The organism is Thioalkalivibrio nitratireducens DSM 14787 (assembly GCF_000321415.2).
In the GTDB taxonomy this organism is placed as follows: domain Bacteria; phylum Pseudomonadota; class Gammaproteobacteria; order Ectothiorhodospirales; family Ectothiorhodospiraceae; genus Thioalkalivibrio; species Thioalkalivibrio nitratireducens.
Genome location: NC_019902.2, coordinates 864,973 through 891,610, shown reverse-complemented (window position 1 = coordinate 891,610; position 26,638 = coordinate 864,973). Strand labels below are relative to the sequence as shown.

Below are 26,638 nucleotides of genomic sequence, written 5' to 3'. Positions count from 1 at the left end.
CTCGGGCGATGAACGTATCCGCACCCGCTCGAACCGCGCTGCTGACCGCCGCAGTGCTCGCACCGCAGTTCGGGACCACTGCAGAAACGAACGATCTGACCCTCGCCAATGCCCTTTCGGCCTACCTTGCCGACCGCCCGATCGAGAACTACCTGCTGCAGCCCGAAGCGCTCCCGGCCGACCAGACGCCTTCGGGGCCTCCTGCGCCCGAGAGTAGTCGAGCAACTGACGACGCAGTTGACTACCTGCGGCCGGTTTTCAGCGCGCAGCGATCGCGAGGCAAGCACGATGCGCCCCCCACAGTCTCAGACCCATCGGGGACATTACGGGCACGAATACCATTGGTGCGACCATTTCGCCGATGAAGACGAAGCTTACCATCACCCTGCTGGGACTCTTGATCTTGCCCGCGGCCATTTGGCTCGTGATCGCGCTGCTGCCGGATCCCCCGTACGAGCGTCTGAACAACGCCGCACTGGAACAGAAGGTCCGGGACGGCGCGATGATCATCGACATCCGCCGCCCGGACGAGTGGCGCGAAACCGGCGTGATCGAGGGCAGCTACCTGGTCACCGCGTTCGACGAACGGGGGCACCTGACTCGCGAGTTCCCCGCTCTGTTCGGCCAACTCACCGATCCGCAACAGCCGGTGGTGCTGATCTGCCGCACCGGCAACCGCACCGATGCGCTGGCCCGGCTGCTGATGGAACAGGCCGGCTACCAGCAAGTATACAACGTCTCGAGGGGCATCACGTCGTGGATCGCGGCAGGCGGCGAGGTAAAGCCCTGTTCTGTGCGCGGCACCGACCTGCGCTGCTAGCCGCCCATGCGGAAAGTGCTGTTTCATCCGTCATCGCGCGGAGCACAGCGTGGCGGGACACGGCGATCCATAACTGGCCTCCAGCTTCATCGCCTTCGCCGCGACCCATCTGGTATCCCTATTCTGCGCCGGCCGGCTGGTGGATCGCTTCGGTGCGCACCGCTTGCGGCGTTGGCACCTCGCTCCCCTGTTCCTGGCGCTTCTGGCCCTGAACCAGGAAGGGCTCTGGCTCGCGCCGATCGAACTTGGCCTGGCGGGCCTCGGCATAAGTGTTGCGAATACGCTGATGGGGGTGATCTGGACCGAGCTCTACGGCACCACACATCTCGGAGCAATTCGTGCGGTGGCGCAGGCCGCGATGAACTTCGCAACGGCCGCGGCACCCGTCACGGTCGGCGTGCTGCTGGACTTCCAGTGGTCGATGGAGGCGGCCGCCCTGTTGCTGGCGGCCTATGCGGTATTGGCCTCCGTGTTGGCATGGTGACATCTGCGCCGGTAAGGTTACGCGCCCGAAAGCCCGACCGGCCCTGTCATATCTGAAATCACACACCATCCAACCCCGGCACAGCGCGAAGAAGAAGCGCGTCTGGCCGAGGTCACCCGTCGCCTGCAGCGCTCGCTGCAGGTCGCGAACACCCGCCTGCAGCACTACGCCCGCGACATCCAGGAGCAGAAGACCGACCTCTGGGAAATGCGCGACGAAATGGACCCCATCGAGAAGATCGCGGTCCGCGAGTCGATCGAACAGGCGGTGCGCAGCGGGGACGAACACTCAGCCTCGAGCCTATCCAGCCCACGCCCCGCGTCTGCCAATCCATTGTAGGGAATGACGCCGCGCAGCAACTGTCTCGTGGCGTCTCTGACGTCATGGCACCGTTCCTGGCATCAGTTCACCAAAGCCACCGACTTGATCAGCGCGTAGACGTCCGCGCCAGGTTCCAGGGCGAGTTGGTCCACGGCCCAGGGTGTGACCTCGGCCAGCAGTAACTGACGGTCCGCGGTGCGGGTGGCCACCACACAGCGGCCCGCACGGGGCGTATCGATCCGCTCTACGCGCACCTTCAGGTGATTCTGGATGCTGATCCGCCGCGGGTCATCCAGCGCCAGGCTGACGTCGCGGGCCAGGATTCGCACCCGGATGGCCTGGCCCGCGGGTTCCGCCCCACCGTTCGGAAGCCACAGCCGAGCCGTCTCAGCTCCGAACGGCCGCAGCCCGTGTTCGTTTACCGGGCCGAGCGGGCCTTCCAGCACTGATACCGCTCCCTCTTCAGCGAACAGCGGCGAATCGGGGCGGGCGAGCGCCTGGCGCAACGGCTCGCTGCATTCGACCTGGCCGTCGCGCATGAAGACCACACGGTCGGCGAGGCGCTCGACCTCGTCCGGCGCGTGGGTGACCAGCATGATCGGGACGCCGGCCTCGCTCGCCATACGCGACAGGAAAGGCATGATCTCGCGCTTGGTCTGGGTGTCCAGTGCTGCCATCGGCTCGTCCAGCAACAGGAGTTGCGGACTGGTCAGCAGCGCCCGGCCGAGCGAAACGCGCTGGCGCTGGCCGCCGGAGAGCTGGTCGATCGGGCGGTCGAGCAGATCGTCGATGCCGAGCATGTCGGTGGCCTCACGCAGCTGCAGCCGCCGGGCTTCCCGCGGCGTGCGGTTGTAGCCGTACAGCAAGTTGCCGCGCACGGACAGGTGCTGGAGCAGGCTGTGCTCCTGGAACACCAGCCCGATACGACGCCTGTGCAGCGGCATGAACTGCCGCCCCTGCTGCCAGACCCGCTGGCCAAAGCGGACCTCGGCACCGCGCACCTTCTCCAGCCCCGCAATGATGCGCAGCAGCGTCGTCTTCCCGCAGCCGGAACGCCCGAACAGGGAGGTAACACCCTCGAGGGGCAGATTGATGTCGACATCAAGCGTGAAGCTGCCTCGATCCAGACGCACCCGCACCGACAGCGTCATACCTTCGCCACCTCGAAGCGGCGCGTGATCGTGTAAACGACGAACAGCGTGAAGAAGGCGAACGCCAGCAGAATTGCCGACAGGCGGTGCGCGGCCTCATAGTTCATCGCCTCGGCGTGATCGTAAATCAGCACCGACAGAACCTTGGTCTCCCCTGGAATGCTGCCTCCGAGCATCAGGATCACGCCGAACTCGCCGACCGTGTGGGCGAAGGTCAGAGTGGCGGCGACCACGAAACCGCCGCGGGTCAGTGGCAGGATCACGGTGAAGAAACGGTCCCACACGCCGGCGCCGAGGCTGCTCGCGACCTCGACCGGGCGCGGCCCGAGATTCTTGAAGGCCTCGGTCAGCGGCTGCACCGCGAAAGGCATCGAGTACAGCACCGAAGCCACCAGGATGCCTTCGAAGGTGAATGCGAGGTGATGCAGGCCGATGGACTCGAGCGCTCCCCCGACAAACCCCCGCGGACCGAGCACGATCAGCAGGTAGAAGCCGAGCACGGTCGGGGGCAAGACGAGCGGCAGGGCGACGACGGCCTGCACCGCCACCCGCACGACCGAGCGCCCGCTCGCCAGCCACCAGGCGATCGGGGTGGCAATGATCAGCAGGATGATCGTAGTGTACAGGCAGAGCTTGAACGTCAGCTCAATCGCCTGCCAGTCGGCCGGTCCGAGTCCCAACATACCGTTACCCTCTGCCCCGAAGCGTAGGGCGGAAAAGGCCGAAGGCCGTCATCCGCCGAAGGGCGCCCGGGATAGCCCCTGGGTGTGGTGGTGACGATGGAGGCCGCATGGTGGATGACGCTTCGCCCGTCCGCCCTACCCGTCACTGTCGCTGCCGGGCATCACGAAACCGTAGCGTTCCATGATCTCGTGGGCTTCGTCGATCTCCATGTAGCGGGCGAAGCTCTTCGCGGCGTCGTTCTCCTTCGCGCGCCTGGTGACGATGTAGGCCTGGCTCAACGGATTGTGCAGCCCGTCGTCGATCAGGTAGTAGGGGTGCATGGCCAGCGACGGAAACCTGGCCAGCGAGAGCGCGATGATCCCGACGTTGGCGGCCCCGGATTCGACCATCTGAGCGGTATGGGCGATGTTCTCGCCGAAGACCAGCCGCGGCTGCACGGCTTCCCACACCTCGACCGATTCCATCGCCTCCTGCGCACGCAGGCCATAGGGCGCGTGCGACGGCTGCGCGATCGCGACGCGGCGGATCCTGGGATCGGTCGGAAGATCCTCGAGCCGGAGTTCGGACGCATCGAGCGTATTGCTCCAGATCACGATCCGGCCGATGGCATAGACCTCGGGTTCAGTGGCCGTGAGGCCGGCCTCCTTCAGACGTTCGGGGAACGCGATGTCCGCTGAGAAGAACACATCGTAAGGGGCACCGTTCATGATCTGGGTCGTCATCTTCCCGGACGAACCGTAAATGACGTTGAACTCGTGATCCGGATGCTGCTGGCGGTAGAGCTCCGCGATGTCGTCCAGCGCGAAACGCAAATCCGACGCCGCCGCGATGGTGAACCTCTCCGCATGGGCCGCGCTCGCGAAGACGATCGCGACGGTGGCGAGAACAAGCAAGAACGGGTTTTTCATCGCTCACTCCTCGGTTTGGCAGCAGTTCGGTGGTTAGGGAGTTATCGCACCAGCCTACGGACACGTGTCGCTTGCTCTGTATGGGATCAATCCGAGACGGCGAGAACCACGTGGGGGGCTTTGATCAGGGCACAGACCCGGCCGCCCTCTTTCAGCCAGCCCTCATTCACGGCGTCCATGGTCACGATGGACGTGAGCGTCCTGCCGGCGGAGAGATCGAGCTTCACCTCCGCATTCACCGCACCGGGCTGGACCCGGCTCACAATTCCACAGAGACGGTTGCGGGCGCTGAAGCGCATCCCTTCGACGTCCTCGCACAGAATCACGAACGAGGCCTTGATCAACGCCTGCACCTCGCGCCCCTCCCGCAGCAAGTCCAGGGACTGCGCCGCCTCGTGCGTGACCACCGAGGAAATCTCGATCCCACCCCCAATGTCGACGGTGATCACGTCGTTGACCGCCCCCTCGGTGAAGCGGGCCACCTTGCCCTGGAACTGGTTTCGTGCCGATGTACGCATGGCCATTCTCCTGATGAAGCTCCAGCCGTCCGGAGGCTCCTTCAGGCCCAGGTGTGCCAGTTGCTCGCGCATCACGTCGATGAAGCGCTGGTACTCGTGTTCCGCGGCCCGGTACTGGCGAGTCACCCGTTTTCCGTACTCCGTCAGCCGCGTGCCACCGCCGTGCCGGCCGCCGACCTGCCGGATCAGCAGGGGCTCGTCCGCGAGGTTGTTCATCGCGTCGATCGCATCCCAGGCGGTCTTGTAGCTCATGCCCATCTTCCGGGCAGCGGCCGAGATCGAGCCCGTGGCGCCGATCTGCTCCAGCAGTTCGATGCGCCCGAGGCCAAGGAAACCCTTGCCCTCAATGTTCAGCCAGAATCGGCCGTCGACGTCCGGTCTCACGATGCGGCTCCCCGACCCAGCTCGTTATGTTCAAGTGACTATACCGGACCCGTACCTACACCGTCAGTGGGCAGCTCCTCTTCGTTGCGGTCGACAAGTTCATCGACAGCTTCGACTACCGCGAGCCGGTGCATCACGTGGTGCTGGATCTGCGCCCCGTCTCGCCCTGGGACAGTTCAGCGGTGGCGGCAACCGACGAGGTGGTCCGCAAGTTCCGCCGCAACGGGATGGAAGTCGAGGTCATGGCCCCGCTGGGTGCGGGGCGCGAACGGCACGACCGGCTGGCGCAGCACGACAAGGGCGTGGCTCTCAGCGCGGGCGGGGGCCACCGAGGCGATATTCCAGCCGAACCCGCGCCAGGCCGCGCGGGTTATCGCCGTGGCCATGTGCTACCTTCCCATAAGGGGAACATCCCGGCTGCGGGTTGCGGGCGCCCGAATGGACGCACCCAGGGTGAACGGCACGGCGCATTTTGGGGGACATCATTTCGCGATGAAGTCATCGGCCTTCCGGGGTGAAGCCCCGCCACGCCCGCCGCTGCACCTATGCCACTACCCCGGATCCCGGGAGATCCCGGCCCGCACCCTGGACAACAGGGGAACCCGTAGCCGCGAAACGACGTGACAAAGGCCCGTCAGAGGCCGACAGGTACACGGCGTTCCCGCGATTTGACCACCGATGGAGGACTTGCACGATGCTTTCGATGGACACGCTGAACCGCCAGAATCACGAGATTGCCGAACTCACCAAGGTGCTGGCACACCTGATCCGGGAGCGCGAACTCTGCGATACCGCAATCGCAAGCAGCCTGCTCGACCGTTACGTCGCGCGCGTGCAGGAACACTTCGAGCGCAACAACACCCAGATCTATGGCGAATTGCTGACTCACCAGGACGTCGCGGTCAACAACACGGCCCGTCGCTTCCTCGAGGGCGAGAAGGAAATCAAGAAGCTGTTCAACGATTTTGTCGGCCATTGGTGCCGTCGCGGGCTGCATATCGACAACCACGAGCGCTTCACCTCCGAGGCCGAGGACATCTTCCGGCTGGTCTCCCGGCGCATCCAGGCCGAGTGCGAGGAACTCTACCCGCTGGCGCGGCGCGTCGACCAGGGAACTGGGATGGCGCAACACGCCTGAGGGCGCCCGCCGCCGCATTCGCTGTTCGGGCACTCGAACCGCGGGGTGACCCCCCCCGGCTCGCCCGGCGAACACCCAACCGGTACGGCGAGACGAACGCGCGCCGCGCCCGTCGGACACGGCGTCCGACGGGGTGTCGTTCAATCCGTCAACGAGGACCTATTCCACGTTACCCGCACGCCAGCGCCGATTGGTCGGGAACTCCTCGTAGGCCCGGATCGGGGCGTAGTCCATGGTCGTGCTCAGGCGGTGCAGCCCCACGACCGCTTCGATGCGGATGATCTGCTCACCATATCTCGTCAAAGAACAGGAGCGTCGGGGCCCAGTGGATGTCCAGTTCCCGTCCCCAATCGCGCGCGGTGGTGCGGATTCCCGCTGGCGCGACCACCGGTGTCTCGGCATCCAGATCGAGTCGCACCGCGTCGAAGCGGTCGAAACTCGAGATCAGTCTAGAGTACAGCTGCTGACTTCGCAGGTATTCCTCCCGTTTGCCCCGGCACCTGCCGCGCGGAGACGCCCGGCACCGACCCGTCGCGAGGCCCTCAGCTCATTGCCCGAGACTGCTCAGGAAACGCGGCGGGTCGGCGAGGAAGCCGGGCTGGGGTGCGTTCATGCCTTGCCCCTTCCTGATTATCAGGGAAGCTCCGCAAATTGGAACGGGCCGTCATCGAAACCACCGTCATCGCGAGGAGCGAAGCAACGTGGCGATCCAAACGGCGTTAGTCCTCCCCGCGCCGCCTGGATTATTCGCTGCGCTCACCCTGCGGGCCAGCCTTCGGCTGTTCAATGCGCTGCGCGCATGAGTGCCGCGCTACGCTCGCAATGACGACCGATGCCGCACGGCGTCGCACTCGCTGCGGAGGTTTCGTGATAATCAGGTGCCCCTTTCCTCGCCACCGCAACACGAGGCAGCCGGAGTGATCCTGAACTCCCGCGCCGGCTGTGGCAGTCCTGCCCAGCGCGCGAGTTCGCTTCGGGTCGGGTAGCGGCCGGTCAGCGCCAGCCATCCATCGACCAGCACTACCGGAAGTGCCTCCTCACCCGAACGCTCCAGGATCCGGCGCACGACCTCGTTCTCCACGGAGGCCATCGGCTGCGAGATTGATTCGATCGATTCGCAGGCCGCTGCGCGCGGCCCCGGCCACGTCGAACGCGCGGCAGACTTGCCGGGCGGAAGAGCGCAGGGCATCCCCCGAAAGGCATCACCAGCCCCCCTGTGCCCACGACCACCGCGGCGCCAAACGGCTTTGGCCTCTTCCGCCCTACGCTTCACAGCCTCTCTACACCGGACACCGGGGCGCTTTCCTGGCCGCCGCTGGCCCCTGCGTCATGAACGTCAACGTAGGAACTGCAGCCACCCCGACAGCCCGAGCAGCGTGACCAGCAGCACCGGCGGGGTGATCACAATGCCGATCAGGAAGTACTGTTTCCAGGTGATCACTATGCCCTTGCGCGCGAGCACGTGCAGCCACAGAAGGGTCGCCAGGCTTCCGATCGGCGTGATCTTTGGGCCGAGGTCGGAACCGATCACGTTCGCGTAGACCATCGCCTCCTTCACCAGTCCGGTAACATTGGCGTCATCGATCGACAGCGCCACCACCATCACTGCCGGCATGTTGTTCATCACCGAGGAAAGGAACGCGGCGATGAACCCGGTCGCCAGCGCGGCCGCCGTGACGCCGTAGTCGCCCACCCAGTCCAGGATGCGCGCGATGTCGGCGGTCAGCCCGGCGTTGCGCAGGCCGTACACCACCAGGTACATGCCGATCGAGAAGATCACGATCTGCCAGGGGGCGGTCTTGAGCACCCGCCTGGTCGAGATCACGTGGCCGCGCGCCGCGACCACGAGCAGGATCGCCGCGCCCATCCCAACGATCGCCGAAATCGGCACCCCCTGCGGCTCGATCACCAGGAAGCTGAACAGCAGAAGCCCGAGCACCCACCAGCCGGCCCGGAACACCGCCGGATCCTTGATGACCTCGTGCGGCCGGCGCAGCTGCGTGTAGTCGTAGCGCAGCGGAATCTGGCTCCTGAAGAACAGCATCAGCACCAATAGCGACGCCGCCACCGACATCACGTTCACGACCACCATCACGGTCGCGTACTCGACGAAGCCGATGCCGAAGAAGTCCGCCGACACGATGTTCACCAGGTTCGAAATCACCAGCGGCAGACTGGCGGTATCCGCGATGAAACCGGCTGCCACCACGAACGCGACCGCGGCCACCGGGCTGAACCCCAGTGCGCGCACGATCTCCAGCACAATCGGGGTCAGCATCAGCGCCGCACCGTCGTTCGCGAACATCGCCGCCACCGCCGCACCGAGCAGCACGATGAACGCGTACAGGCGCAGGCCGTTGCCACGCCCCCAGCGCGCGACGTGCAGCGCGGCCCATTCAAAGAACCCCGCCTCGTCCAGCAGCAGCGAAATGATGATGATGAACACGAAAGTCAGCGTGGCGTTCCAGACGATGTCCACCACGATCGGCACGTCCGAGAAACTCACCACGCCGGTCGCCAGCGCGACCGCGGCGCCCCCCAGCGCGGACCAGCCGATCCCGAGCCCCCTGGGCTGCCAGATCACGAGCGCAATGGTGACCACGAAAATGACCAGGGCGGTCAGGAGCATGGCGGATCCTTCGGCGGGAGGTGGAGGGAGCGAGAAGTGCGATGGTCGATGCAGTCAGTCGTGGCGTAGGAACGGATTGCAGCATTCCGGGTGTGCACGCAGGCAGCGCAGAAGGTCCAGCCGCGAGATCATCCCGACCAGGCGGCCATTGTCGAGCACCGGCAGGGACTTCACCCGGTGCTCGATCAGCAGCCGGGCGGCGACGGCCATGTCATCGGACGGAGCCACAAAGGCAGGATTACGGCTCATTACTTCGGCCGCTGTCGCGCCCTCGGCCGGGTTTGGCTCCGGCCCGTTGGGGCGGAAAACGGATTTGTAGAAGGACTCGCGCCAGAACGACCCCCGGTCCTCGACGCGCGCGTCGGCGACCCGGTGAATCAGGTCGCCGGTGGTCACCATGCCCAGCAACACACCGTCCGCGTCCACGACGGGAACGCCGTTGACGCGCCGTTCGACCAGCAGGTCGACGAGCGCATCCACCGGCATTTCGGAGGGCACCGTAACCGGGGCGGGGGTCATCAGTTCGCGAACGCGCATCGGACTCTCCTGGCTAGTGGCGATACCCACAGGGAGCCTCGGGGTGCCGAGCCTGCCCCACAGGATTTTAGGAGTCCGGGCTGATGCCCGGCAAACCGACCGGAAACAGGGACCGCTCGCCCCCTTCTACCGCTCATCGGATGCATCCGACGGCGACGAGCATCGAAAGGCCGGAATCGAGGATTGCGGTAAGCACACCGCACCACAAGCGAGCGCCGTTGCCCACCGACGGCCTTTGGTTGACCCAGATCATGATCGCGATTCTGCCGCCAACCGATGCTGGCCGCTGGAACCGAAGGGCGCCGGTCGTCAGAATGAGGCAGGCAACCGCCGAGGAGATGCCGATGCGCCGTGTGGAACGCGTGCTCGTGTTGCTGGCCGCCCTGCTCTCGCTGTTGGGACTCCCCGCGACGGCAGCGGCCGATTCCCCGGAAACCGGGGCGCGGATGTACGTCTTCTGGTCCGAGACCTGCCCACATTGCATCAACCAGAAGCCTTTCCTGCGCGAACTGGAACAGCGCTACCCGGAACTGACTGTCGACGAACGCGAGATCTCGCGGACGCGGGAGCATCATCGCCTCTTCATCGGCCTCGCGCTCGCTCACGGTATCGATCCCGGATCGGTGCCGACGATCTTCCTCGGCGGAAAGGCATGGATCGGCGACGGACCCGATATTCGCCGCGAGATCGAGGCGACGGTGCAGTCCGAGATTGCGCAAGTGGCAACCGAGGCGCAGCGCGCCCCAGAGGCAGCGGCGATCGAAGCGATTCCGGAGCAGCGCCCCGTCTCGGCCGTTCCTCCGGCCGCGCGCAACCTCGACATCCCCCTGCTCGGGTCGGTGAATCTCAGCGTGCAGCCCGTGGTGCTGACAACGGCGCTGATCGCCTTGATCGACGGGCTGAATCCCTGTTCGCTCTGGGTACTGGCCCTGCTTCTGGGATTGGTGATCCACTCCGGATCGCGCGGGCGCATCGCGCTGGTGGGCATCACTTTCCTGACCACCACAGCCCTGATTTACGGAGCATTCATCGCGGGCGTGTTCAGCGTGCTCAACTATGTGCTGTACCTGACCTGGGTGCAGTGGCTGGTGGCCGCGTTCGCGCTGACCTTCGGGTTGGTGAACATCAAGGATTACTTCTGGTTCCGTACCGGCCCCTCGTTCACCATTGCCGAGAGCCACAAACCGGGCATCTACAAGGGTATCCGCGGCCTGATGGACCGGCGTCTGACCGGCCTGAGCCTGCTCGTGGCCACGATCGTGATGGCTGCGGGCATCGCGCTCGTCGAACTCCCCTGCACCGCCGGTTTCCCCGTGGTCTGGAGCGGGATCGTCGCCGACCAGAACATCGCCGGGCTGGCCTTCCTGCTGCTCCTGGGCATTTACCTGTTGATCTACCTGCTGATCGAGCTGGTCGTGTTCGTCGCCGCACTCGTCACGCTGCGAATGGGCCGGTTCGAAGAGAGCCACGGACGGGTGCTGAAACTCGTCGGTGGATTGATCATGGTCGCCCTCGCGCTGGTCCTGGCGCTGAACCCCGAACTGATGAACGACGTCGGCGGTACGCTGCTGGTATTCGCGGGCTCCCTATTGCTGGCAGGAATGATCATCCTGGCGCACCGGCGCTTCGCCGCGGCCTGAACGACGTCCCGGCCAGCATCAAGCGAAGCGACTCCCGTCGCGCGCATGCGAGACGAATCCGCTGGGACCGGATTTCGAACAGCCCAAGACTGGTTCCAAGGGCGCAGGGCGGGATGCCCGGAACAACAGGGCGCAGGGCGGAGATGAGGGCGAGTGTAACCCGGCGCTGCACTGCGCCTCCCCAGCCCTCGCCCACAAGTGGGGGGAGTTCTGGCCGCAGAAGAATCCGCGGTGCCGGGTGGGGGCGCGACTCCCGGGGACAAGCTCAGTCGACTTCCCAGGCGATGGTGCCGAGCACCGTGAATCCGCCGAACGCGTCCGGCTCGACGACGACTATGTCGCCCGGCTCGGTCTGCCGGAACGTGATGGTGTTGATGTTGCTCCGGTGGGTCACCATCACGAGGTTCCCATCCCCCTCGAAATCCCCCATCCGCTCGCGGACGTCCTCCATCAGGAATTCCGCGTCATCCGCAGGCAGAGCTTCCGCGAGGTTCAGGGCGTTCCAAGCCTCGTATCTCCCAAAGGCCAGCTCCCCGGTCTCACGGGCACGGCAATACTGGCTGCTCAGCACCCCATCAACGGCCACTTCATGGTCCTGGAACCGATCCCCCAACACCCTTGCCTGATCACGCCCGGCCTCCGTCAGGTTCTGCTCCTTCGAGCAGTCACCGTCCTCGGCCAGGTTCATCGAGACCTCTGCACTCGCCTCCTCGGTCGCGGCGTGCCGAATCATTACGACCTTGCCGCCTTCGGCGAGGGCGTTCCACAGAACCCCTTCCTCACCGGCAGCAACAGCTCCCGCCGCCAACATCAGGGTTGCAGCCGCAACCAACGATCCGAGAAACGGGGGCGTCAACGAACGTTTCATAAGAATTTTCCTCTCTTGGCGGATGATGTTTGCCGACTGCTGGGTCCGCATGGTGACGGTTGGCGGGAGCCATATCGGATCACGTCTCATGATCCGCGGCGATGCGCTCCGTGCTCACCAGGGGCGCCCCCTTCCTTCGGACGGTCGCGCCTTCACGCCAAAACTCGCCCGCGTTGTCCCGGCCCTTCTACCATGCAGCCATTAGGGTAATGGGACGCACGAGTGAGCAGACTATTCCGCAACGCTCGCCAACCTCCCGCCCCGGATTCAAGAGCGAACGAGCAGTCGGGGATGAACACTGGCAGCCTGTCGGACTTGGTTGCCCGTAGCGAGCCGCGTGGGAGAGCGAGGGAATTTTTTCATGATTTCGAGGCGCATGGTGGTTCTCTCTAACGAGAAATCAGAGACAAATGCACCGCTCTTCCCACCGGCGCAGTAGCAGCAGCCCAAGTCCGACAGGCTGCCAGGAACAGGAACAGAACGGGGTCACCTCACCCAGTCCTACCGCCGTGGAACGCGCCGCCACCTTCGAGCGGCCCCGCACGTAGCACCGTACCTGCTCCGGACTCACAAAAGGCGCGCATCCACCCCATGATGTAGATCACTACGACCAACAGGAAGAAGATCTTCGGATGTCCATCACGAAGAAACACAGTGCGGTCCCGAAGCGCGTCTCGGCCGACAAGCCCAGCACGCCGTAAGCGAGCCAATCGACGAACCATTGGAAGGAGTCAGTCATCATCGGCGCTTCCTGGAATCGGTGTGTGCGCGGCGGGGTGCATCACCACCCGGTCGTCATTGGAGTGCGCCAGAGTCGCCGGCCGGATGTGGACCTGCCTGCCGGGAAGGATATCGGCGAGGAATTCGTCCATACTCGTGCTCCCTTCCGGAAGCCGGCCTGCCGACGCGCGGCACTGCGGTGCCCGGAGTGCCAGAGGTGCCGCCTGGCGGCGCACCCTCCGGCAGCTTTGGCGGGCGCGCCTCGACACCAACCCAAGAGAGGATTCCGCAACGATGCATCTTCGAACCACCACCCCATTCAAGTGGGCCGCGTTGCTCGCCGGCCTGCTGCTGTTCGCCACCGCCGCCAAGGCCGACCGGCCCGGCTTCCTCGTCGACTCGACCTGGCTCGAGGACCACATCGATGACCCATCGCTGGTGCTCCTCGAGGTCCGCTACTACCCCAGCCGGTACTTCAGCGTCGGCCACATCCCGGGGGCCCGGCAGGTCCAGCGCTTCGCCGACCTCGGCGACAATCACGCGGTGCCGGTGATGCGCTACCCGTCCATGGAGGCGTTCCAGGAGACGCTGCGCGGCTGGGGCGTGAACGACGATTCGCTGGTCGTCATCTACGACGACTCGCGTACCGCGCTGGCCTCGCGGATCTACTTCCTGCTGGATCTCTACGGCTTCGACATGGAGCGCGTGAAGATCATGGACGGCGCCACCACGGAATGGGAGGCCTTCAACGATCTCTCCACCGAGCCCCCCGAGGTCACCCCCGGCAACGTGACCCTGGAGCCCGCCCGCGAAGGGCTGGTGATCGAGTGGACCGACATCTACCGCGACGTGTACTCGCTGCGCAACCCCAACATCGTGCTGCTCGATGCCCGGCCGGAAAACCAGTACACCGGCGAGGTGATGAACGGCGCGGTCCGTGCCGGACACATCCCGGGTGCGGTCAACGTCGAGGGCCTGCAGGGCACCGACGGTCAGAAGTGGCGCCCGCTCGACCAGGTCGCCGCGATGTACGCGGACATCCCCAAGGACAAGACCGTCTACGCCTACTGCCACGACGGCTTCCGCAACACCATGGCCTACATCCAGCTCAAGGCGCTGGGCTACGAGGACGTACGCCTCTACAACGGCGGCTGGGCCCACTGGGGCAACGAATTGTCGCTGCCGGTGGTGATGGGTGACGAACCCTGGGACGCCGCGCACGCCCTTTGAGCGGATGAAGACAACAGGTAACCCGGGCGGGATTCTAGCGATCCTGCCCGGGTTCTTGCGCAGAAGGCGCCGTTGGTTCCCGATCCGGCAACCCGGAGGGCGCAAGAACGCAGCGTCATTCGCCGCGGTACCGGGGAATGCGCCAGGGGTCGGAACAACCAGGGGTCGGAACAACCCTGACGTGAGAAGGGCGGATGACAGCCTTCGGACTCTTCCTCCCTACATGGAGCGAATACCGCCGTTGCGCGGACCGCGCCGAGCGGGGTTAGCCCTTGTCGGGTTCCAGGGCCGGGATGCCCAGGCGTTTCATGCGTTCCCAGAGGTTCTTGCGGCTGATGCCCAGGGCCTCGGCGGTTATCGTGATGCGGCCTTCATTTGCGGCCAACGCCTTCTCGATGTAGCCCCGCTCGCAGGCGCGCAGGTAGCCGTGAAGGTCTGCACTGCCAAAACCCTCCACCTCCACGGGCCCGGTGATGACATCGTCGAACAAGGCCTCGAGCATCAACTGGTCACCGGCGCTCAGCACGCACGCGCGCTCGATCGCGTTCTTCAGTTCACGGACGTTGCCGGGCCATTCGTGGGTCAGCAGTGCCTGCTCCACCTGCGGCGATAGGTGCTTGACCGGCTCACCGCCACGCCCGCCCGCTTCCGCGAGAAACCGGCGGGCCAGCCACGGAATGTCGTCGCGCCGCTCACGCAACGGCGGGATGCGCAGGTGAATCACGTGAATGCGATAGAACAGGTCCTCACGGAACCGCCCCGCCTGCACCTCGGCGCGCAGATCCCGGTGCGTGGCGCAAATCAGACGGAAATCCACCTCCCGGCTGCTGCTGCCGCCCACACGCGTGACCTGACGGTCCTGCAACACGCGCAATAGCTTGACTTGCATCGCCAGCGGCATGTCGCCGATTTCGTCCAGGAACAGTGTCCCGCCATGGGCCTGTTCGAAGACGCCCGGACGGCGCTGCAGCGCCCCGGTGAACGCGCCCTTCTCGTGTCCGAACAGTTCGGCTTCCAGCAGGGACTCGCTCAGTCCGCCACAATTCACGGCCACGAACGGGGCACCGGCGTCCTCGCCCAGGCGGTGCAGTTCCCGGGCCACCACTTCCTTGCCCACGCCCGATTCGCCGGTGATCAGCATCGTGGTCGCATGGCGCGCCAGCCGTGGCAGCAGGCCGGCCAAGTGGCGCATTACCGGTGACACGCCCAGGCGCTCCCCGGCTGCATCGGAAACCATGGGTTCCAGGTAGCCCTGAAGCCGCTCGACGAGCACGTCAAGGTCGAAGGGCTTGGTGATGTAATCGGCCGCACCCTGCTTGAGCAGCCCCACCGCGCGGTCGATGGCGCCAAAGGCGGTGATGAACAGCCATGGCGGCATCGCCACACCCTCGGCGCGCAGTGACTCGAACAGCGCATCGCCCGTTCCGTCCCGCAAGCGGATATCGCTGACGACCACTGCGTATTCCCGGGTTCGCAGCGCGGCCCCGGCACTGGCAATGTCCCGGAACCAGTCGTGTTCCAGCCTCTCGAGAGCAAAGCGGTCGCAGAGCGACTCTCCCATGATCGGGTCATCCTCGATCAGGCAAAGCCGTGGTGCCGGCATCATGCCGCCGCCCTCGCCGGCGGCAGGAACACGTCGAAGCGCGTGGTGCGATCATCGCCGCTCTCCACCTCGATCCGCCCGTCCATCTGGCTCACCAGCTGATAGGTCACCCACAGCCCGAGGCCGCTACCGGAGGGCGAACCGCTCACGAAAGGCTCGAACAATCGCTCCATCTGCTCACGGGGAATCGGGTCGCCACGATTGACCACGCTCATCTGCAACCCGTCCCCCTCACGTCGGAGGCTGCAGCGTACGGTGGCACCCGGATCGCTCGCCTGGACCGCGTTCAGCAACAGGTTCATCAGGATCTGGCGCACCTGCGATGACGGCAGGTCGAGACGTCCCTCGATCCGGTTGTCCCATTCGATCTCCACCTTCCGCTGCTGGGCATCGGGACTCACCAGTGTACGCACATCCTCGAGATCCTGCGGTTCCAGCGCGTGGCTGGTCACCCGGGCCTCGACCAGCAGGGCGCCGACCGTATCCCGGATCTGGTTCAGGCCCCGATCCAGCAGCGACAGCGTCCTTGCGGTGAGCGGATCCACATCGCCGTGCCTGCGATGCGTGCTGATCGCGTTGAGCATGCCGCCCAGCGGATTGTTGATCTCGTGCGCGATTCCGGCGGTGATGCGCCCCACGGTGGCCAGGCGCTCGCTGGCCAGCATGCTCTCCTCCAGCGCCTGCTTCTGGCGCAACTGCGTCAGCAGCCGCCGGAACTCCCGCCCGAGGTCACCGATCTCGTCCCCGGAGTTCGGCAGGTCGCAGGCCTCGTCCGGCGGGAGACGTTCGCGCATCTGGCTCATGCAGTGCGACAGGTGCACCAGCGGCTGCACCACCCGCCGTCCCCACCACCAGGTCAACGGCAGCAGCAACAGCAACATCACCAGCAGCACCAATCCCGCACGGGTGACAATGCTCAGGAATCGCGGGATCAGCAGTGCACGCGGGTACGCAAGAGCCAGGCTGCCCAGGATCATGCCGTCGAAATGGACCGGCAGCTCGAACAGGAAATGATCCGCCCCCCGGGGGGTCAGGATGCGGAAGCCCTCGTCGTCCCGAATCCCGCCCCCGCTGCGCAGGTAGGCGAACGGCGGATCGAGCTCCCCCACCGGGGTCCCCAACCGGTAGCGCCGCGGCTCGGTGGATACATAGACCCGCTGGTCCGCGTCCAGGATCAGCACCGACTCCACCGCCAGCGGCCAGGGATCCTCGGGATCGAAGGGTGCGTTGATCAGCGCGTGCGCCCGCCAGAGGTCGTCGTGCAGCAGCGGCTGGACCAGGGTGGCCGCGAGGAGGCGCGCGGTGCTCTCGGCCGTCTCGAACAGATCCTGCCGGCCCTGCTGGTATTCGCGCAGCAGGATCGCGCCGGTCAGCAGGAGCGCGGTGGTGAGCACCAGCAGCGAGGCCTGCAGCGGCAGGCGGTAGCGCAGGCTCAGGTTGCGCAGCATCAGGTCAAGCACGCTGGAGTTCCTCGGCCATGAACAGGATCTCGTCGTAGTCGCTGCGATCCCCCTTCGCGAAACCGCTGAGGCCAAGTTCCGTGAGCAGATCCCGGCCCTGAGCGTCCGCGTGCATGCCCAGGAACACGCGCGCAAGCAATGCGTAGCGATCCGGTGCCAGGTGGATGCTGGTGACCAGTGGAGGAAACGCGAACTCGGGAGACCGTTCGATCACGCGGGTGCGCCTGGTGATCTCCGGGTGCAGTCGGTTCAGCATCTCCCAGACGAAGCCATCGACCGCACCCGCCTGGGCCAGGCCCACCGCCACCGCCTCGACCACATGTCGGTGCGACCAGGTGAAGAACGTTCGGCGGAAGAATTCCTCGGGACGCAGGTCGAGCATCGATAGCACGTACTGCGGGAACAGGTGGCCGGAGTTGGACAGCGGATCCGAGAACGCGAAGATCCGGCCTTCGAGATCGGTCAGGCTCCGCGACGTGAGGTCCTCGTCCCAGACGAGGATGTAGCTCCGGTACAGCGGCCGTCCCTCGACCAGGGGTACGGCCAGGAGCCGCAGCCGATCGGCATTCAACGCGTACGGATAGCCGCACAGCCACGCCACGTCCAGTTCGCCGTGCAATACGAGTTCGGTGACCTCGCGGTAACTCGCCCGCTGCACGAACTGAACCGGGGCTTCCAGCCGCCGTTCCAGGTACTGACGCCAGCGCTTCAGGAACTCGACCTGGTCGTCCAGAAAAACCGGCGTCAGCCCGATCCGGAAGGTCGACCGCTCCTGCCCTGTATCCGCGCCCAGAATCGCCGGCAGCAACAGGCCCGCTGCGAGGACATCACGCCGATTCATCGCTGGAAGGGCCCGGCGGGGCGTCTTCGAAAATCCGCGCACCGGTCAGGCTCAGGGCAACGCTCTGCAATTCGACCCGCTCGTGCGGACTGTGCGGGTGCAGCACCCAATGGTTCTCGGGATCGCGCCGGTAGAGGTCCAGCGCCCCCGTGATGGGGTCGATCAGCAGGTATTCCCGCAAGCTCGGCAGCAGCCGGTACGCGGCGAACTTCGCCCCCCGGTCGAAGGCCTCGGTACCGGGGGAGAGTACTTCCACCACCAGCACTGGAGCAGCCTTGTAGAGGCCCCGGGCGCGGTCGGCCTCATCGCAGGTCACCATTACGTCCGGGTAGAAGAAGGCGTCGGCCGCCTCCACGCGCAGCTTCATGTCGGAAATGAAGCTGCGGCACGGCCCGCCGCGCAGGTGTTCGCGCAAGGCCGACGCCACGTTGAGCGTAATCGTCACATGCCCGTCCGAGGCCCCGACCATCGCGAAGACCTCGCCGCGGAAGTACTCGTGCTTCTCCTGCTGCTCACCCTCCCAGGCCAGATAGGCCTCGGCATCCATCCAAACCGCCTGTTGCACGCCCATCGAAGCACCCCGCAAACGCACACCTCCATTCATGGTAGCGCATGCACGATGGACACGGCCGAGTCACCCCCGGTTCGAAGCGCGCGTGCACACGAACCCACAGCCGGCGCCTGGCGCAACCCCGCGGTCGGTCGTCCAGCACCGTTACTACGCGGTAACGATTGACCTCGAAGCGCAAGCCCGGCCTCGTTACCCATCGGTAACCGCAGGTGCCGGGCCGGCCCACAAATCCTGCCCCGAGCCTACAAAAATCCTCTGCAAATCCGACAGTTTTACGCATCCGACCGATGCTGGGCATGGCATTTGCTGCTGACTTCGTCGAACCCAAGCCCGCAGGGGCCCGAGCCGAATCGATCACCAATGACCGACCCCCTTCGACAAGCCCAGTACACGCGGCTGCATCCGGAACGCACGCTCTGGCTGAATGCCCGGGAGTGCCTGGCGCTGCGCTTTCCGCATGCCGGCTGCAACGCCTGCGCGGACCAGTGCCTCCTGGGGGCGCTATCTCTGGCTGCCGATACCTGGGCACTCGCCGACGGCTGCGTCGGCTGCGGCCGCTGTGCAGCCCGCTGTCCGACCGATGCGCTCACGATCACCGGCTTCGACCGGGACCCGGCCACGCCGCGACCGGGTGAACCGCTGTACGTCGACTGTACCCGCGTACCCGCCGCGAGCACACCGGAACGCGGCCTGCGCGTACCCTGCCTCGGCGGGCTGGGCACGGATGCCCTGCTGCAACTGGTTGCACGCAGTCCAGCGGGTGTCCGACTGCTGGACCGCGGGCTCTGCGTAGGATGCCCCGCCGGCGACGATCCCTGCCCCCCGGTAACCGACGCGCTGGAGACGGCCAATGCCCTGCTCGCGGAGGTATCGGCGTCGCCCGAACCCCGCATCGCAGTCGAAGCCCGTATCTTGCAGGCAGCACCCCGGTCCCCGGGACCTGCAAGCGACCTCCACCGCAGTGGCGTAAGCCGGCGCGGCTTCTGGAAAGCCCTGGCTTCGGAGGGCGTGCGCGTCCGGTATGCCGGGAACGAACCGATACCTCCGGCCAGCATCGGCAATGCACCGCCACCGGATGGGCGCGCCCGGGTCACCCCACGCAAACGTCTGGCCCTGATCGCCCGGCTCAGGGCACTGGACGAAACGCGAACCCGACCCCTCCCCGCCGGTCTGCGTCCATCGCTGGCCATCGCGGGAACCTGCCGGGACCACAGCCTCTGCGTGCGCCTGTGCCCCACCGGCGCGTTGGAGATTCAGGAATCCACTTCCCGGAAGTCTGTCCACTTCGAACCGGACCGCTGCATCGAATGTGCCGCCTGCACCCAGGCCTGCCCGGAAGGCGCCATCGCCTGGCAGCCAACGGCGCACGACTTCGCCACCGGACCGCGGACCCTGATCACACACGGGACCCGGACCTGCTCCGAGTGCGGCGCCGATTTCGTCCAGCACGGGAGGGACGAGGACGACGGGGCACTGCCAAGCTGCCCCACATGCCGGAAGTCACGGCAGCTGATGCAATCGGTCTTCTCGGACCTGTTTGCCAGCCGCAACGGCTGAGCCGAACCGGGGGCAAGCGGACCCACGCAATGCACCGCCAAGACACTCAAGGGAAATCAATGAAAAACGATAGCACCACAACGACACGGCTTTCCGGCCACACAACCATCGGCTGTTGAGGAGAGAACCGCGATGAAGCTATTCGAAACCCTGATGAACCGGCGGCGCTTCCTGAAGACCAGTGCCGCGGCGGGTGCGGCGGGTGCGGCCGTCGCCGGCATCGGTGGCCTGCCTGGGCTGACCCCGGTCAAGGAGGCCCACGCCCAGCCCGTGCGCGGCGAGACCCGAGTCACCAAGAACATCTGCGGCCAGTGCCCGGCGCGTTGCGGCATCGACGTCTACACGACCGCCGGGCGGGTGCACGCGATCTACGGCGACCTCGGCAACCCGATCGCCAACGGCAAGCTCTGCCCAAAGGGACACCTGGGCACCTATTTCCTCTATGACCCGGACCGGTTCAAGGGGCCGATGAAGCGCACCAACCCGCGCAAGGGCCGGGACGAGGATCCCGGTTTCGTGCCGATTTCCTGGGACGAGGCGCTGGACACCATCGCGGCGCGGTTGAACGACCTGCGCGACCGCGGCGAGTCCTTCCGCTTCGCGCATTTCTACGGCCGCGGCTGGGGCGCCTCGGACGCGGGCCTCTATGGAGATTTCGGGAAGCTCTATGGCACGCCGAACTCCGCGATCGGCCATGCCTCCATATGCGCCGAGGGCTCCAAGCGTGCCAAGCAGGCGACCGACGGGAACAACTCGTATAACTCCTACGACTACCGGAACACCAACTACATCCTCAACTTCGGTGCCGCCTTCCTCGAGGCCTTCCGCCCGTACAACTACCTGATGCAGGTCTGGGGCCACATGCGGACCAAAAGCCCGCAGACGCGCGTCACGACCGTCGATGTGCGGATGAACCCGACGATGGCCGCCTCTGACCGGGCGGTATACATCAAGCCCGCGACCGATGGCGCCATGGCGCTGGCGATCGCCCACGTGATGCTGACTGAAGGGCTTTGGGACCAGGAGTTCGTTGGCGACTTCCGCGACGGGCGCAATGCGTTCCGGGCAGGAAGGCCGATTCCCCGGGGCAGCTTCGAGGAGCGCTGGGTCCGCGGTATCGAGGAGTGGTGGAACGACGAACTGAAGGACCGCACGCCCGAGTGGGCCGAGAGCATTACCACCGTCCCGGCACGCACCATCGTGACGGTCGCACGCGAGTTCGGGACCACGCGCCCGGCAATGGCGATCATGGAACGGGGGCCGACCTCGCATACCAACGGCACCTACAACGGCATGGCGATCCACGCGCTGAACGCCCTTTCGGGCTGTCTGTTTGCCGAGGGCGGCATGTATTACCAGATGGGCCCCTCCTACGGCCCGCTGCCGGTGAATTCCGACGACTTCATGGACGACTATGCGAAGGAGATCCGCGGCAAGTATCCGCGCATCGACAAGGCCGGCACCGCGGAATGGCCAATGGCCGGCACGATGATCCAGGAAACCGCAGAACACCACCTGAAGGGCGATCCCTACAAGCTCGACACGGCGATGTTCTTCTACACCAACCCGATCTGGACGGCGCCGGACCCGAAGGTATGGGAGGAGGCCCTGAAGGACGTGTTCATCATCGACACCTCCCCGTTTCCCGGCGAGACGGCGATGTACGCGGACATCATCGTGCCGGAACCCACCTACCTGGAACGGCTGCAGGATTCACCCACCTACCCGTTCGAGGGCTGGCCGATGGCCGCGCTGCGCGTCCCAGCCGTCGACCCGATCTACGACACCAAGCATTTCGGCGACACGCTGATCGAGATCGGCAAGCGGATCAAGGGGCCGACCGGCGATTTCTACAAGGCGCTCGACAACGTGGAAAATGTGCTCCGCCACCGCGCGAAGGGCTTCGAGAACGACCCGGGCGACAATGGTGTACGGGACTTCGAGAGCTGGAAGGCAAAGGGGGTCTGGTACAAGAAGCCCTACCACTGGCGCCAGTTCCGCGGCGAGTTCTACGAATGGGACGGAGAAGGCTACAACCGGCAGATGACGCCGGAGGAGGTCAAGGAAAAGCTGATCAAGACTCCTTCCGGAAAGTTCGAATTCAAGTCAGGCTTCCTGGAGGCCCATGCCGATTACATCCAGCGTGAGCTGGGCGTTCCGGCGCGCCGCGTCGGGCTGCCCCAGTGGGTGGAACCCACTTCCTCCGGCGAGGGCGATCTGTACTTCGTCACCCCGAAGACGCCGATGCATGCCGAGGGCCGCAGCGGCAACATCCCGCACGCGATCGCGCTGATGCAGCCGGTCGCCGGCGGCCGGACGACCGTCTACCTGGAAATCCACCCCGAGACCGCCCGCGCCCGCGGCATCCGCAACGGCGACAGGGTGCGTATCCGCTCCAACCTCGGATTCGTCGAGGCGTACTGCCGTTACGTGGCCTCGAACCGGCCCGACACGCTGGTGATGCCGATGGAACACGGCCACTGGGCGCAGGGCCGCTGGGCCCGCGGGCGCCTGCCCGGCCACTCCGGCGAAATCACCGAGAACGTCTCCGACCCGATCTCCGGCCTTGCCAGCTACTACGCCGGCATGGTCACGGTGGAACGGGCCTGACCCTGCACGAATCGAGAGGAGCTGAATCATGGCGAAGTGGGGAATGGTCATCGACCTGGACAAGTGCACGGGCTGCCAGGCCTGTACCACCGCATGTTCGATGGAGAACAACACCCTGCCGGGCGAGAACTGGCAGGACGTTCTGTATTACCACGAGGGGCAGTACCCGAGCGGCCAGATGAAGTGGCTGCCGCGCCCCTGCATGCAGTGCGAGAACCCGTCCTGCGTGCACGTGTGCCCGACCCGGGCGACCTACAAGGACATGGACGCCGGCGGCATCGTGTTCGTGGACTGGAACAAGTGCATCGGCTGCAAGTACTGCATGATCGCGTGCCCGTACGGCGTCCGTTTCTATGCCGACGAGAAACCGCTGCTCGAGCCCGACCTGCGCGCGATCTTCCCCGGCGAGGGTGGCCAGCTCTGGAGCCCGCCGTACCAGAACCCGGAGGAGGACTGGCGCCGCGGCATCGGGGTTCAGCCTCACGGCGTGGTATCCAAATGCACCTTCTGCTACCACCGGGTCAGCAAGGCGCCTCCAGGCACTCCTGATCTGGACGAGGACGATCCGATGCTGAAGGAGTACGTGCCGGCCTGCGTGCGCACCTGCCCGCCGAAGGCGCGCTTCTTCGGCGACCTGGACAACCCGTCCAGCCAGGTGAACCGGCTGATCGGCGACAAGCACGGGGTACGCCTGCTCGATCACACCGGCAACCGCCCGCAGGTCTATTACCTGGGCGCCGGCGCCGGCATCCCGGCCTTCACCCCCAAGACCAAGAGCTGAGGGAGATGAGAAATGAGTAACGAAGCCGTACTGCAGGACGCTCCCCGGGGTGGCGGGATGCCGATCCTGACCCTCCTGATTGCGCTGATCGCCATCGGTCTGGGTGTCTATACCTCGCTGCCGCTGTTCAGCGAGGGCCATGCCGCTTTCAACACCAGCAGCAACGTTGTCTGGGGTCTGCCAGTGGTCGCGTATGTGTTCCTGGCCCTGTCCTCGACCGGGCTGGCGATGGTGTCCTCTCTGGCAATGGTGTTCGGGTGGAAGGACTTCTACCCGATCGCCAAACGCTGCTTGTGGCTCGCGGTCACGGTACTGATCGCCGGTTTCATCTCCCTGGCGCTCGAACTGGGGCATCCCTTCCGCATGCTGTGGGCGATCCCGCTGAATCTGCAGATTCAGTCACCCCTGTTCTGGATGGGCGTCTGGTACCTGATCGCGCTGATCTTCATGATCGTGAAGCTGGCACTCCTGCACCGGGACGAGTGGAGCACATCCCGCAGCCGGACCGTCGGCATCGCCACCTTCGTGTCCGAGAGCCTCGCTGCCGTCACGTTGGCACTGGTGTTCGGGATGATGGCCATGCGGCCCTACTGGTACGGCAGCTTCGTGCCGGTGTATTTCCTGGTGACTGCGGCGTTGAGCGGCGTGGCGTTCGCCACCCTGTTCGCCTTCTTCGCCCATCGCCTCGGGACAACGTCGATGTCCGCACGTATGAAGCACCTGATGACAGACCTGATGCCGAAGATCTTCGCGGCGCTGCTGGGCACGGTACTGGTGCTGGCTGTCGCCCGGGTGATCACCGGCCTTTGGAGCAACCAGCCCGAAATCAGCCTGGTGACCCGGCACTTCGTCGATTCACCGTGGTTCCACGTGCAGTTGTGGCTGGGCATGGTCCTGCCCTTCATCCTGCTGCTGATGCCGAAGCTGCGGGTGCAACCTCTGATCCAGGTCCTCGCCTCCGTGCTCGTCCTGCTCGGTGTATTCATCGGGCGCTACGAGTACATCGTCGGCGGCCAGCTGATTCCGCTCTGGAAGGGGACCTGGTACCCGGATCTGATCGCCTACACCCCGTCGCTGACCGAGTGGGGCATCGTGATCTTCGGAGTCGGGGTCGGGCTGCTGATCTACGCGGTCGGTACCTGGATGTTCCGCCTGGACGACGCGCCGGCGGACGCCCGCTAATGCTCATGGGGCCACCCCTGACCATGAAAGGCAATCGACCCGAGGGCTGGTCTCCGGGGCGCGTTCGCGTGCAAGGCACGCTCCCACGGGGCACGGGGCACGGGGCACGGGCACGGGGCACGGGCACGGGGCACGGGCACGGGGCACGGGCACGGGGCATGGGGCATGGGGCATGGGGCATGGGGCATGGGGCATGGGGCATGGGGCATGGGGCATGGGGCATGGTCGCGACGTTAACGCTAGCTGTCATGGCGCAGGCCACCCAGACCATGAAAGAAGCATAAGGCGGCAGACCGCATCGTCATCCGCCGCGGGGGAGGGGATGCACAGAGGCTCGGGGCAGCACCGGGGTCCGAACGGCAGATGACGGCCTTCGGCCTCTTCCGCCCTACGGGTGGGCGGAATCGGGAGCACGGATCTCTCACCTCAACCAGACGACCTGACAGCTATCCGAAGGAATGCACATGAGCCTTAACGCAGCTATCGAAATCCAACCCAGCTCTGACCTGGGCGACCTGACCGCTGGGGACCCAGACAAGCTGCTTCCAAGGGCCGAGACCTACCTGTGCCTGGCCCGCGCATTCTTGCCACCGTCGACACCGGGCATGCTCGAGGCCTTGCGCCAGGATCTGCTGGAAGACCTGACAGGACTCCATGCCGAGCTGCCAGCCTCCGCGGCGACACCGGCCCGGATCGAGAAACTGCGTACCGCACTGGCCGAAATCCCGGACGATGAGTCGCTGCTCCGAGAATACAGCCGCCTGTTCCTGACGCCACCCGCCCCGGCCATGCTGAACCTCGGGTTCTACCTGGATGGCGGCATCATGGGCGGATCGACCCGGCAGATGGAGGCGTACTACCAGCGTCACGGGCTCGAACGCGACCCGAATTTCCGCGACCTGCCGGACCACCTGGCGCTGAACCTCCAGTTTCTGGCCTGGGTGCTCGCCAGTGCCGCGGAATTCGCTGGCAACGACGACGCTGCCGCGCTGCAGGCGCTGCAGGACGCCCGCAACCTGATCGCACGCTTCACCCTTCCCGGGGTCAACGCACTGGCCGGCAAGATCCTGCCGGCACTCGACTCACATGGCCTGGGCCCCACGTATGCCGAACTGACACGCTTCGTTGCCGACGTGCTAAAGCGGGATCTGGCATTTCTGTCGGAACGGCCGCCCGCCCCCCCGCCTTGGGAATCGACTGCCGATCCCGAATCGGAACAGGAACAGGAACAGGAACCCGATGCTGCGGCGGACAGCAATCCCGACGCCCGCCTCGACTGCCGCATCTGCGGGAGCACGTTCGTCGCCGGGGCGGCCCTGACCGGCATGATCGCCCGCCTCGAGGCCCAGGGCCTCGCGACCGAACACCTGTCGGTATGCCCGGATTGCCGAGCGGACACGATGGGAATGCGCTCCCTTACACCACCGTCGCCGAAGCGATAACGCCTTGTCCCGTCGGAGACCCGCCACGCTGGCACCCGCCGTGATCCTGCTGCTCATTGCAGGCCACGTGTCGGCCGGCCTGGATATCGACCCGTACCTGCCTCCGGTCGAGCCGGACCTGACCGACGAGGAGCGCGAACGCCGCCAGGAGGCCGTGCAGCGACAGATCGAAGAGGCACGGCGACGCGCCGAGGAGCAGGCGCGGCAGGAGGCCGAGGCCCGCCGACAACGGGAAGCGGAGCTCGCAGCACGCCCCTACCCCGTGCGCCTGACCGAGGCACGCTGCCTGGGCTGCCACCGCATGGACGACCTGCTGGAGCGCCCACGGACGCGCCTCGGATGGGAGCTCGTGGCACTACGCATGCAGCGGTTCAATGGTGCGCACCTGGAACCCGGCGACCGCGCGGTGATCGCCGCGCATCTCGCGCGGACGTATCCGGCGCCCATCTACCGCAGGGTGGTGGAGCCCCTGATCCTGATCGCGATCCTGCTGGTGCCCTTGGTGGTATGGTGGCAATGGCATAAGCGCCGCCGCCCCGAATCCCGTTGAGATCCCCAC

Annotated in this window: 24 protein-coding genes and 2 pseudogenes; 12 read left to right on the top strand and 14 right to left on the bottom strand. The window is 65.7% G+C overall.

Annotated elements, in window-relative coordinates; translation table 11 throughout:
* The first annotated feature begins 361 nt into the window (after positions 1-361).
* Together TVNIR_RS04520 and TVNIR_RS04515 are read left to right on the top strand one after the other, a co-directional pair.
* The gene (locus tag TVNIR_RS04520) at positions 362-820 is read left to right on the top strand and encodes a rhodanese-like domain-containing protein (RefSeq protein ID WP_015257802.1); all 459 of its coding nucleotides are present in this window, start codon (positions 362-364) and stop codon (positions 818-820) included.
* Between the two features lie 139 nt (positions 821-959).
* Entirely contained in the window at positions 960-1,304 is a 345-nt protein-coding gene (locus TVNIR_RS04515; RefSeq protein ID WP_015257801.1) for a permease of the major facilitator superfamily, read from the top strand.
* Positions 1,305-1,705: 401 nt separating this feature from the next.
* On the opposite strand, the gene modC is transcribed toward TVNIR_RS04515, so the two are convergent.
* The 4 genes from modC to TVNIR_RS04495 all read right to left on the bottom strand — a co-directional run bounded on the left by modC (position 1,706) and on the right by TVNIR_RS04495 (position 5,270).
* Positions 1,706-2,776, bottom strand: coding sequence for a molybdenum ABC transporter ATP-binding protein (gene modC / locus TVNIR_RS04510; RefSeq protein ID WP_015257799.1), 1,071 nt, complete (start codon positions 2,774-2,776; stop codon positions 1,706-1,708).
* Positions 2,773-3,459: a molybdate ABC transporter permease subunit gene (gene modB / locus TVNIR_RS04505; RefSeq protein ID WP_015257798.1), complete on the bottom strand. Its 687-nt coding sequence runs from the start codon at positions 3,457-3,459 to the stop codon at positions 2,773-2,775. The genes modC and modB overlap by 4 nt, the downstream gene beginning before the upstream one ends.
* Positions 3,460-3,594: 135 nt before the next feature.
* Positions 3,595-4,368, bottom strand: coding sequence for a molybdate ABC transporter substrate-binding protein (gene modA / locus TVNIR_RS04500; protein WP_015257797.1), 774 nt, complete (start codon positions 4,366-4,368; stop codon positions 3,595-3,597).
* Positions 4,369-4,454: 86 nt separating this feature from the next.
* Positions 4,455-5,270, bottom strand: coding sequence for a TOBE domain-containing protein (locus TVNIR_RS04495; RefSeq protein WP_015257796.1), 816 nt, complete (start codon positions 5,268-5,270; stop codon positions 4,455-4,457).
* A gap of 44 nt (positions 5,271-5,314) precedes the next feature.
* On the opposite strand from TVNIR_RS04495, the pseudogene TVNIR_RS20450 reads away from it, so the two are divergent.
* Both TVNIR_RS20450 and TVNIR_RS04485 read left to right on the top strand, forming a co-directional pair.
* A pseudogene (locus TVNIR_RS20450) lies at positions 5,315-5,593 on the top strand (STAS domain-containing protein); the annotation flags it as partial.
* Positions 5,594-5,964: 371 nt separating this feature from the next.
* Complete coding sequence (locus TVNIR_RS04485; RefSeq protein ID WP_015257794.1) at positions 5,965-6,408, top strand: hemerythrin domain-containing protein; 444 nt, start codon at positions 5,965-5,967, stop codon at positions 6,406-6,408.
* A 159-nt stretch (positions 6,409-6,567) separates the two neighbouring features.
* Here TVNIR_RS04485 and TVNIR_RS20445 read toward each other — a convergent pair.
* From TVNIR_RS20445 to TVNIR_RS04470, 4 genes and pseudogenes are all read right to left on the bottom strand, one after another.
* Positions 6,568-6,832: pseudogene (locus tag TVNIR_RS20445) on the bottom strand (thioredoxin); the annotation flags it as partial.
* Positions 6,833-7,282: 450 nt separating this feature from the next.
* Positions 7,283-7,498: an arsenic metallochaperone ArsD family protein gene (locus TVNIR_RS04480; RefSeq protein WP_052316609.1), complete on the bottom strand. Its 216-nt coding sequence runs from the start codon at positions 7,496-7,498 to the stop codon at positions 7,283-7,285.
* Positions 7,499-7,744: 246 nt separating this feature from the next.
* Positions 7,745-9,037, bottom strand: coding sequence for an arsenic transporter (locus TVNIR_RS04475; RefSeq protein ID WP_015257790.1), 1,293 nt, complete (start codon positions 9,035-9,037; stop codon positions 7,745-7,747).
* Positions 9,038-9,091: 54 nt separating this feature from the next.
* Positions 9,092-9,574, bottom strand: coding sequence for a CBS domain-containing protein (locus TVNIR_RS04470; RefSeq protein WP_015257789.1), 483 nt, complete (start codon positions 9,572-9,574; stop codon positions 9,092-9,094).
* 344 nt (positions 9,575-9,918) lie between these two features.
* On the opposite strand from TVNIR_RS04470, the gene TVNIR_RS04465 reads away from it, so the two are divergent.
* Positions 9,919-11,214 carry a glutaredoxin family protein gene (locus TVNIR_RS04465; protein ID WP_043740187.1) on the top strand — a complete coding sequence of 432 codons (1,296 nt, stop codon included), beginning with the start codon at positions 9,919-9,921 and terminating at the stop codon, positions 11,212-11,214.
* Between the two features lie 265 nt (positions 11,215-11,479).
* Here TVNIR_RS04465 and TVNIR_RS04460 read toward each other — a convergent pair whose 3' ends face one another.
* Both TVNIR_RS04460 and TVNIR_RS19625 read right to left on the bottom strand, forming a co-directional pair.
* Positions 11,480-12,172, bottom strand: coding sequence for a histidine phosphatase family protein (locus TVNIR_RS04460; protein ID WP_237251743.1), 693 nt, complete (start codon positions 12,170-12,172; stop codon positions 11,480-11,482).
* Positions 12,173-12,813: 641 nt separating this feature from the next.
* Positions 12,814-12,954, bottom strand: coding sequence for a hypothetical protein (locus tag TVNIR_RS19625; protein ID WP_015257784.1), 141 nt, complete (start codon positions 12,952-12,954; stop codon positions 12,814-12,816).
* A 142-nt stretch (positions 12,955-13,096) separates the two neighbouring features.
* Between TVNIR_RS19625 and TVNIR_RS04455 the strand changes: the two genes are divergently transcribed.
* Positions 13,097-14,032, top strand: coding sequence for a sulfurtransferase (locus tag TVNIR_RS04455; protein ID WP_015257783.1), 936 nt, complete (start codon positions 13,097-13,099; stop codon positions 14,030-14,032).
* Positions 14,033-14,297: 265 nt separating this feature from the next.
* On the opposite strand, the gene TVNIR_RS04450 is transcribed toward TVNIR_RS04455, so the two are convergent.
* From TVNIR_RS04450 to TVNIR_RS04435, 4 genes are read right to left on the bottom strand one after another with little or no spacing between them, the layout of a single operon-like run.
* Positions 14,298-15,638 carry a sigma-54-dependent transcriptional regulator gene (locus TVNIR_RS04450; RefSeq protein ID WP_015257782.1) on the bottom strand — a complete coding sequence of 447 codons (1,341 nt, stop codon included), beginning with the start codon at positions 15,636-15,638 and terminating at the stop codon, positions 14,298-14,300.
* Positions 15,635-17,095, bottom strand: coding sequence for a sensor histidine kinase (locus tag TVNIR_RS04445; RefSeq protein ID WP_015257781.1), 1,461 nt, complete (start codon positions 17,093-17,095; stop codon positions 15,635-15,637). Before TVNIR_RS04445 ends, TVNIR_RS04450 begins: the two co-directional genes overlap by 4 nt.
* The gene (locus TVNIR_RS04440) at positions 17,088-17,936 is read right to left on the bottom strand and encodes a substrate-binding domain-containing protein (protein ID WP_015257780.1); all 849 of its coding nucleotides are present in this window, start codon (positions 17,934-17,936) and stop codon (positions 17,088-17,090) included. Before TVNIR_RS04440 ends, TVNIR_RS04445 begins: the two co-directional genes overlap by 8 nt.
* A complete protein-coding gene (locus TVNIR_RS04435) occupies positions 17,923-18,507 on the bottom strand; it encodes a Uma2 family endonuclease (RefSeq protein WP_043739304.1) in 585 nt (194 codons plus the stop codon). The genes TVNIR_RS04440 and TVNIR_RS04435 overlap by 14 nt, the downstream gene beginning before the upstream one ends.
* A gap of 360 nt (positions 18,508-18,867) precedes the next feature.
* Between TVNIR_RS04435 and TVNIR_RS04430 the strand changes: the two genes are divergently transcribed.
* From TVNIR_RS04430 to TVNIR_RS04405, 6 genes are all read left to right on the top strand, one after another.
* Complete coding sequence (locus TVNIR_RS04430; protein ID WP_015257778.1) at positions 18,868-20,064, top strand: 4Fe-4S dicluster domain-containing protein; 1,197 nt, start codon at positions 18,868-18,870, stop codon at positions 20,062-20,064.
* A gap of 132 nt (positions 20,065-20,196) precedes the next feature.
* Complete coding sequence (locus tag TVNIR_RS04425) at positions 20,197-22,674, top strand: molybdopterin-dependent oxidoreductase (protein ID WP_015257777.1); 2,478 nt, start codon at positions 20,197-20,199, stop codon at positions 22,672-22,674.
* Positions 22,675-22,702: 28 nt separating this feature from the next.
* A complete protein-coding gene (locus tag TVNIR_RS04420; protein WP_015257776.1) occupies positions 22,703-23,455 on the top strand; it encodes a 4Fe-4S dicluster domain-containing protein in 753 nt (250 codons plus the stop codon).
* 12 nt (positions 23,456-23,467) lie between these two features.
* Positions 23,468-24,637 (top strand): NrfD/PsrC family molybdoenzyme membrane anchor subunit, encoded by a 1,170-nt coding sequence (nrfD, locus tag TVNIR_RS04415; protein ID WP_015257775.1) that lies wholly within the window; start codon positions 23,468-23,470, stop codon positions 24,635-24,637.
* A 464-nt stretch (positions 24,638-25,101) separates the two neighbouring features.
* The gene (locus TVNIR_RS04410) at positions 25,102-26,079 is read left to right on the top strand and encodes a TorD/DmsD family molecular chaperone (protein ID WP_043739301.1); all 978 of its coding nucleotides are present in this window, start codon (positions 25,102-25,104) and stop codon (positions 26,077-26,079) included.
* A gap of 4 nt (positions 26,080-26,083) precedes the next feature.
* Positions 26,084-26,629 carry a hypothetical protein gene (locus TVNIR_RS04405; protein ID WP_157092188.1) on the top strand — a complete coding sequence of 182 codons (546 nt, stop codon included), beginning with the start codon at positions 26,084-26,086 and terminating at the stop codon, positions 26,627-26,629.
* Positions 26,630-26,638 lie beyond the last annotated feature (9 nt).

What these genes read in the sequence shown, in the direction of transcription:
- TVNIR_RS04470 (WP_015257789.1), bottom strand. Translation starts at nt 9,574, where the DNA reads ATGCGCGTTCGCGAACTGATGACCCCCGCCCCGGTTACGGTGCCCTCC.
- TVNIR_RS19625 (WP_015257784.1), bottom strand. Translation starts at nt 12,954, where the DNA reads ATGGACGAATTCCTCGCCGATATCCTTCCCGGCAGGCAGGTCCACATC.
- TVNIR_RS04520 (WP_015257802.1), top strand. Translation starts at nt 362, where the DNA reads ATGAAGACGAAGCTTACCATCACCCTGCTGGGACTCTTGATCTTGCCC.
- modA (WP_015257797.1), bottom strand. Translation starts at nt 4,368, where the DNA reads ATGAAAAACCCGTTCTTGCTTGTTCTCGCCACCGTCGCGATCGTCTTC.
- TVNIR_RS04450 (WP_015257782.1), bottom strand. Translation starts at nt 15,638, where the DNA reads ATGATGCCGGCACCACGGCTTTGCCTGATCGAGGATGACCCGATCATG.
- TVNIR_RS04435 (WP_043739304.1), bottom strand. Translation starts at nt 18,507, where the DNA reads ATGGGCGTGCAACAGGCGGTTTGGATGGATGCCGAGGCCTATCTGGCC.
- TVNIR_RS04410 (WP_043739301.1), top strand. Translation starts at nt 25,102, where the DNA reads ATGAGCCTTAACGCAGCTATCGAAATCCAACCCAGCTCTGACCTGGGC.
- TVNIR_RS04465 (WP_043740187.1), top strand. Translation starts at nt 9,919, where the DNA reads ATGCGCCGTGTGGAACGCGTGCTCGTGTTGCTGGCCGCCCTGCTCTCG.
- TVNIR_RS04475 (WP_015257790.1), bottom strand. Translation starts at nt 9,037, where the DNA reads ATGCTCCTGACCGCCCTGGTCATTTTCGTGGTCACCATTGCGCTCGTG.
- TVNIR_RS04485 (WP_015257794.1), top strand. Translation starts at nt 5,965, where the DNA reads ATGCTTTCGATGGACACGCTGAACCGCCAGAATCACGAGATTGCCGAA.
- modC (WP_015257799.1), bottom strand. Translation starts at nt 2,776, where the DNA reads ATGACGCTGTCGGTGCGGGTGCGTCTGGATCGAGGCAGCTTCACGCTT.
- nrfD (WP_015257775.1), top strand. Translation starts at nt 23,468, where the DNA reads ATGAGTAACGAAGCCGTACTGCAGGACGCTCCCCGGGGTGGCGGGATG.
- TVNIR_RS04480 (WP_052316609.1), bottom strand. Translation starts at nt 7,498, where the DNA reads ATGGCCTCCGTGGAGAACGAGGTCGTGCGCCGGATCCTGGAGCGTTCG.
- TVNIR_RS04455 (WP_015257783.1), top strand. Translation starts at nt 13,097, where the DNA reads ATGCATCTTCGAACCACCACCCCATTCAAGTGGGCCGCGTTGCTCGCC.
- TVNIR_RS04420 (WP_015257776.1), top strand. Translation starts at nt 22,703, where the DNA reads ATGGCGAAGTGGGGAATGGTCATCGACCTGGACAAGTGCACGGGCTGC.
- TVNIR_RS04425 (WP_015257777.1), top strand. Translation starts at nt 20,197, where the DNA reads ATGAAGCTATTCGAAACCCTGATGAACCGGCGGCGCTTCCTGAAGACC.
- TVNIR_RS04460 (WP_237251743.1), bottom strand. Translation starts at nt 12,172, where the DNA reads ATGAGACGTGATCCGATATGGCTCCCGCCAACCGTCACCATGCGGACC.
- TVNIR_RS04440 (WP_015257780.1), bottom strand. Translation starts at nt 17,936, where the DNA reads ATGAATCGGCGTGATGTCCTCGCAGCGGGCCTGTTGCTGCCGGCGATT.
- TVNIR_RS04430 (WP_015257778.1), top strand. Translation starts at nt 18,868, where the DNA reads ATGACCGACCCCCTTCGACAAGCCCAGTACACGCGGCTGCATCCGGAA.
- modB (WP_015257798.1), bottom strand. Translation starts at nt 3,459, where the DNA reads ATGTTGGGACTCGGACCGGCCGACTGGCAGGCGATTGAGCTGACGTTC.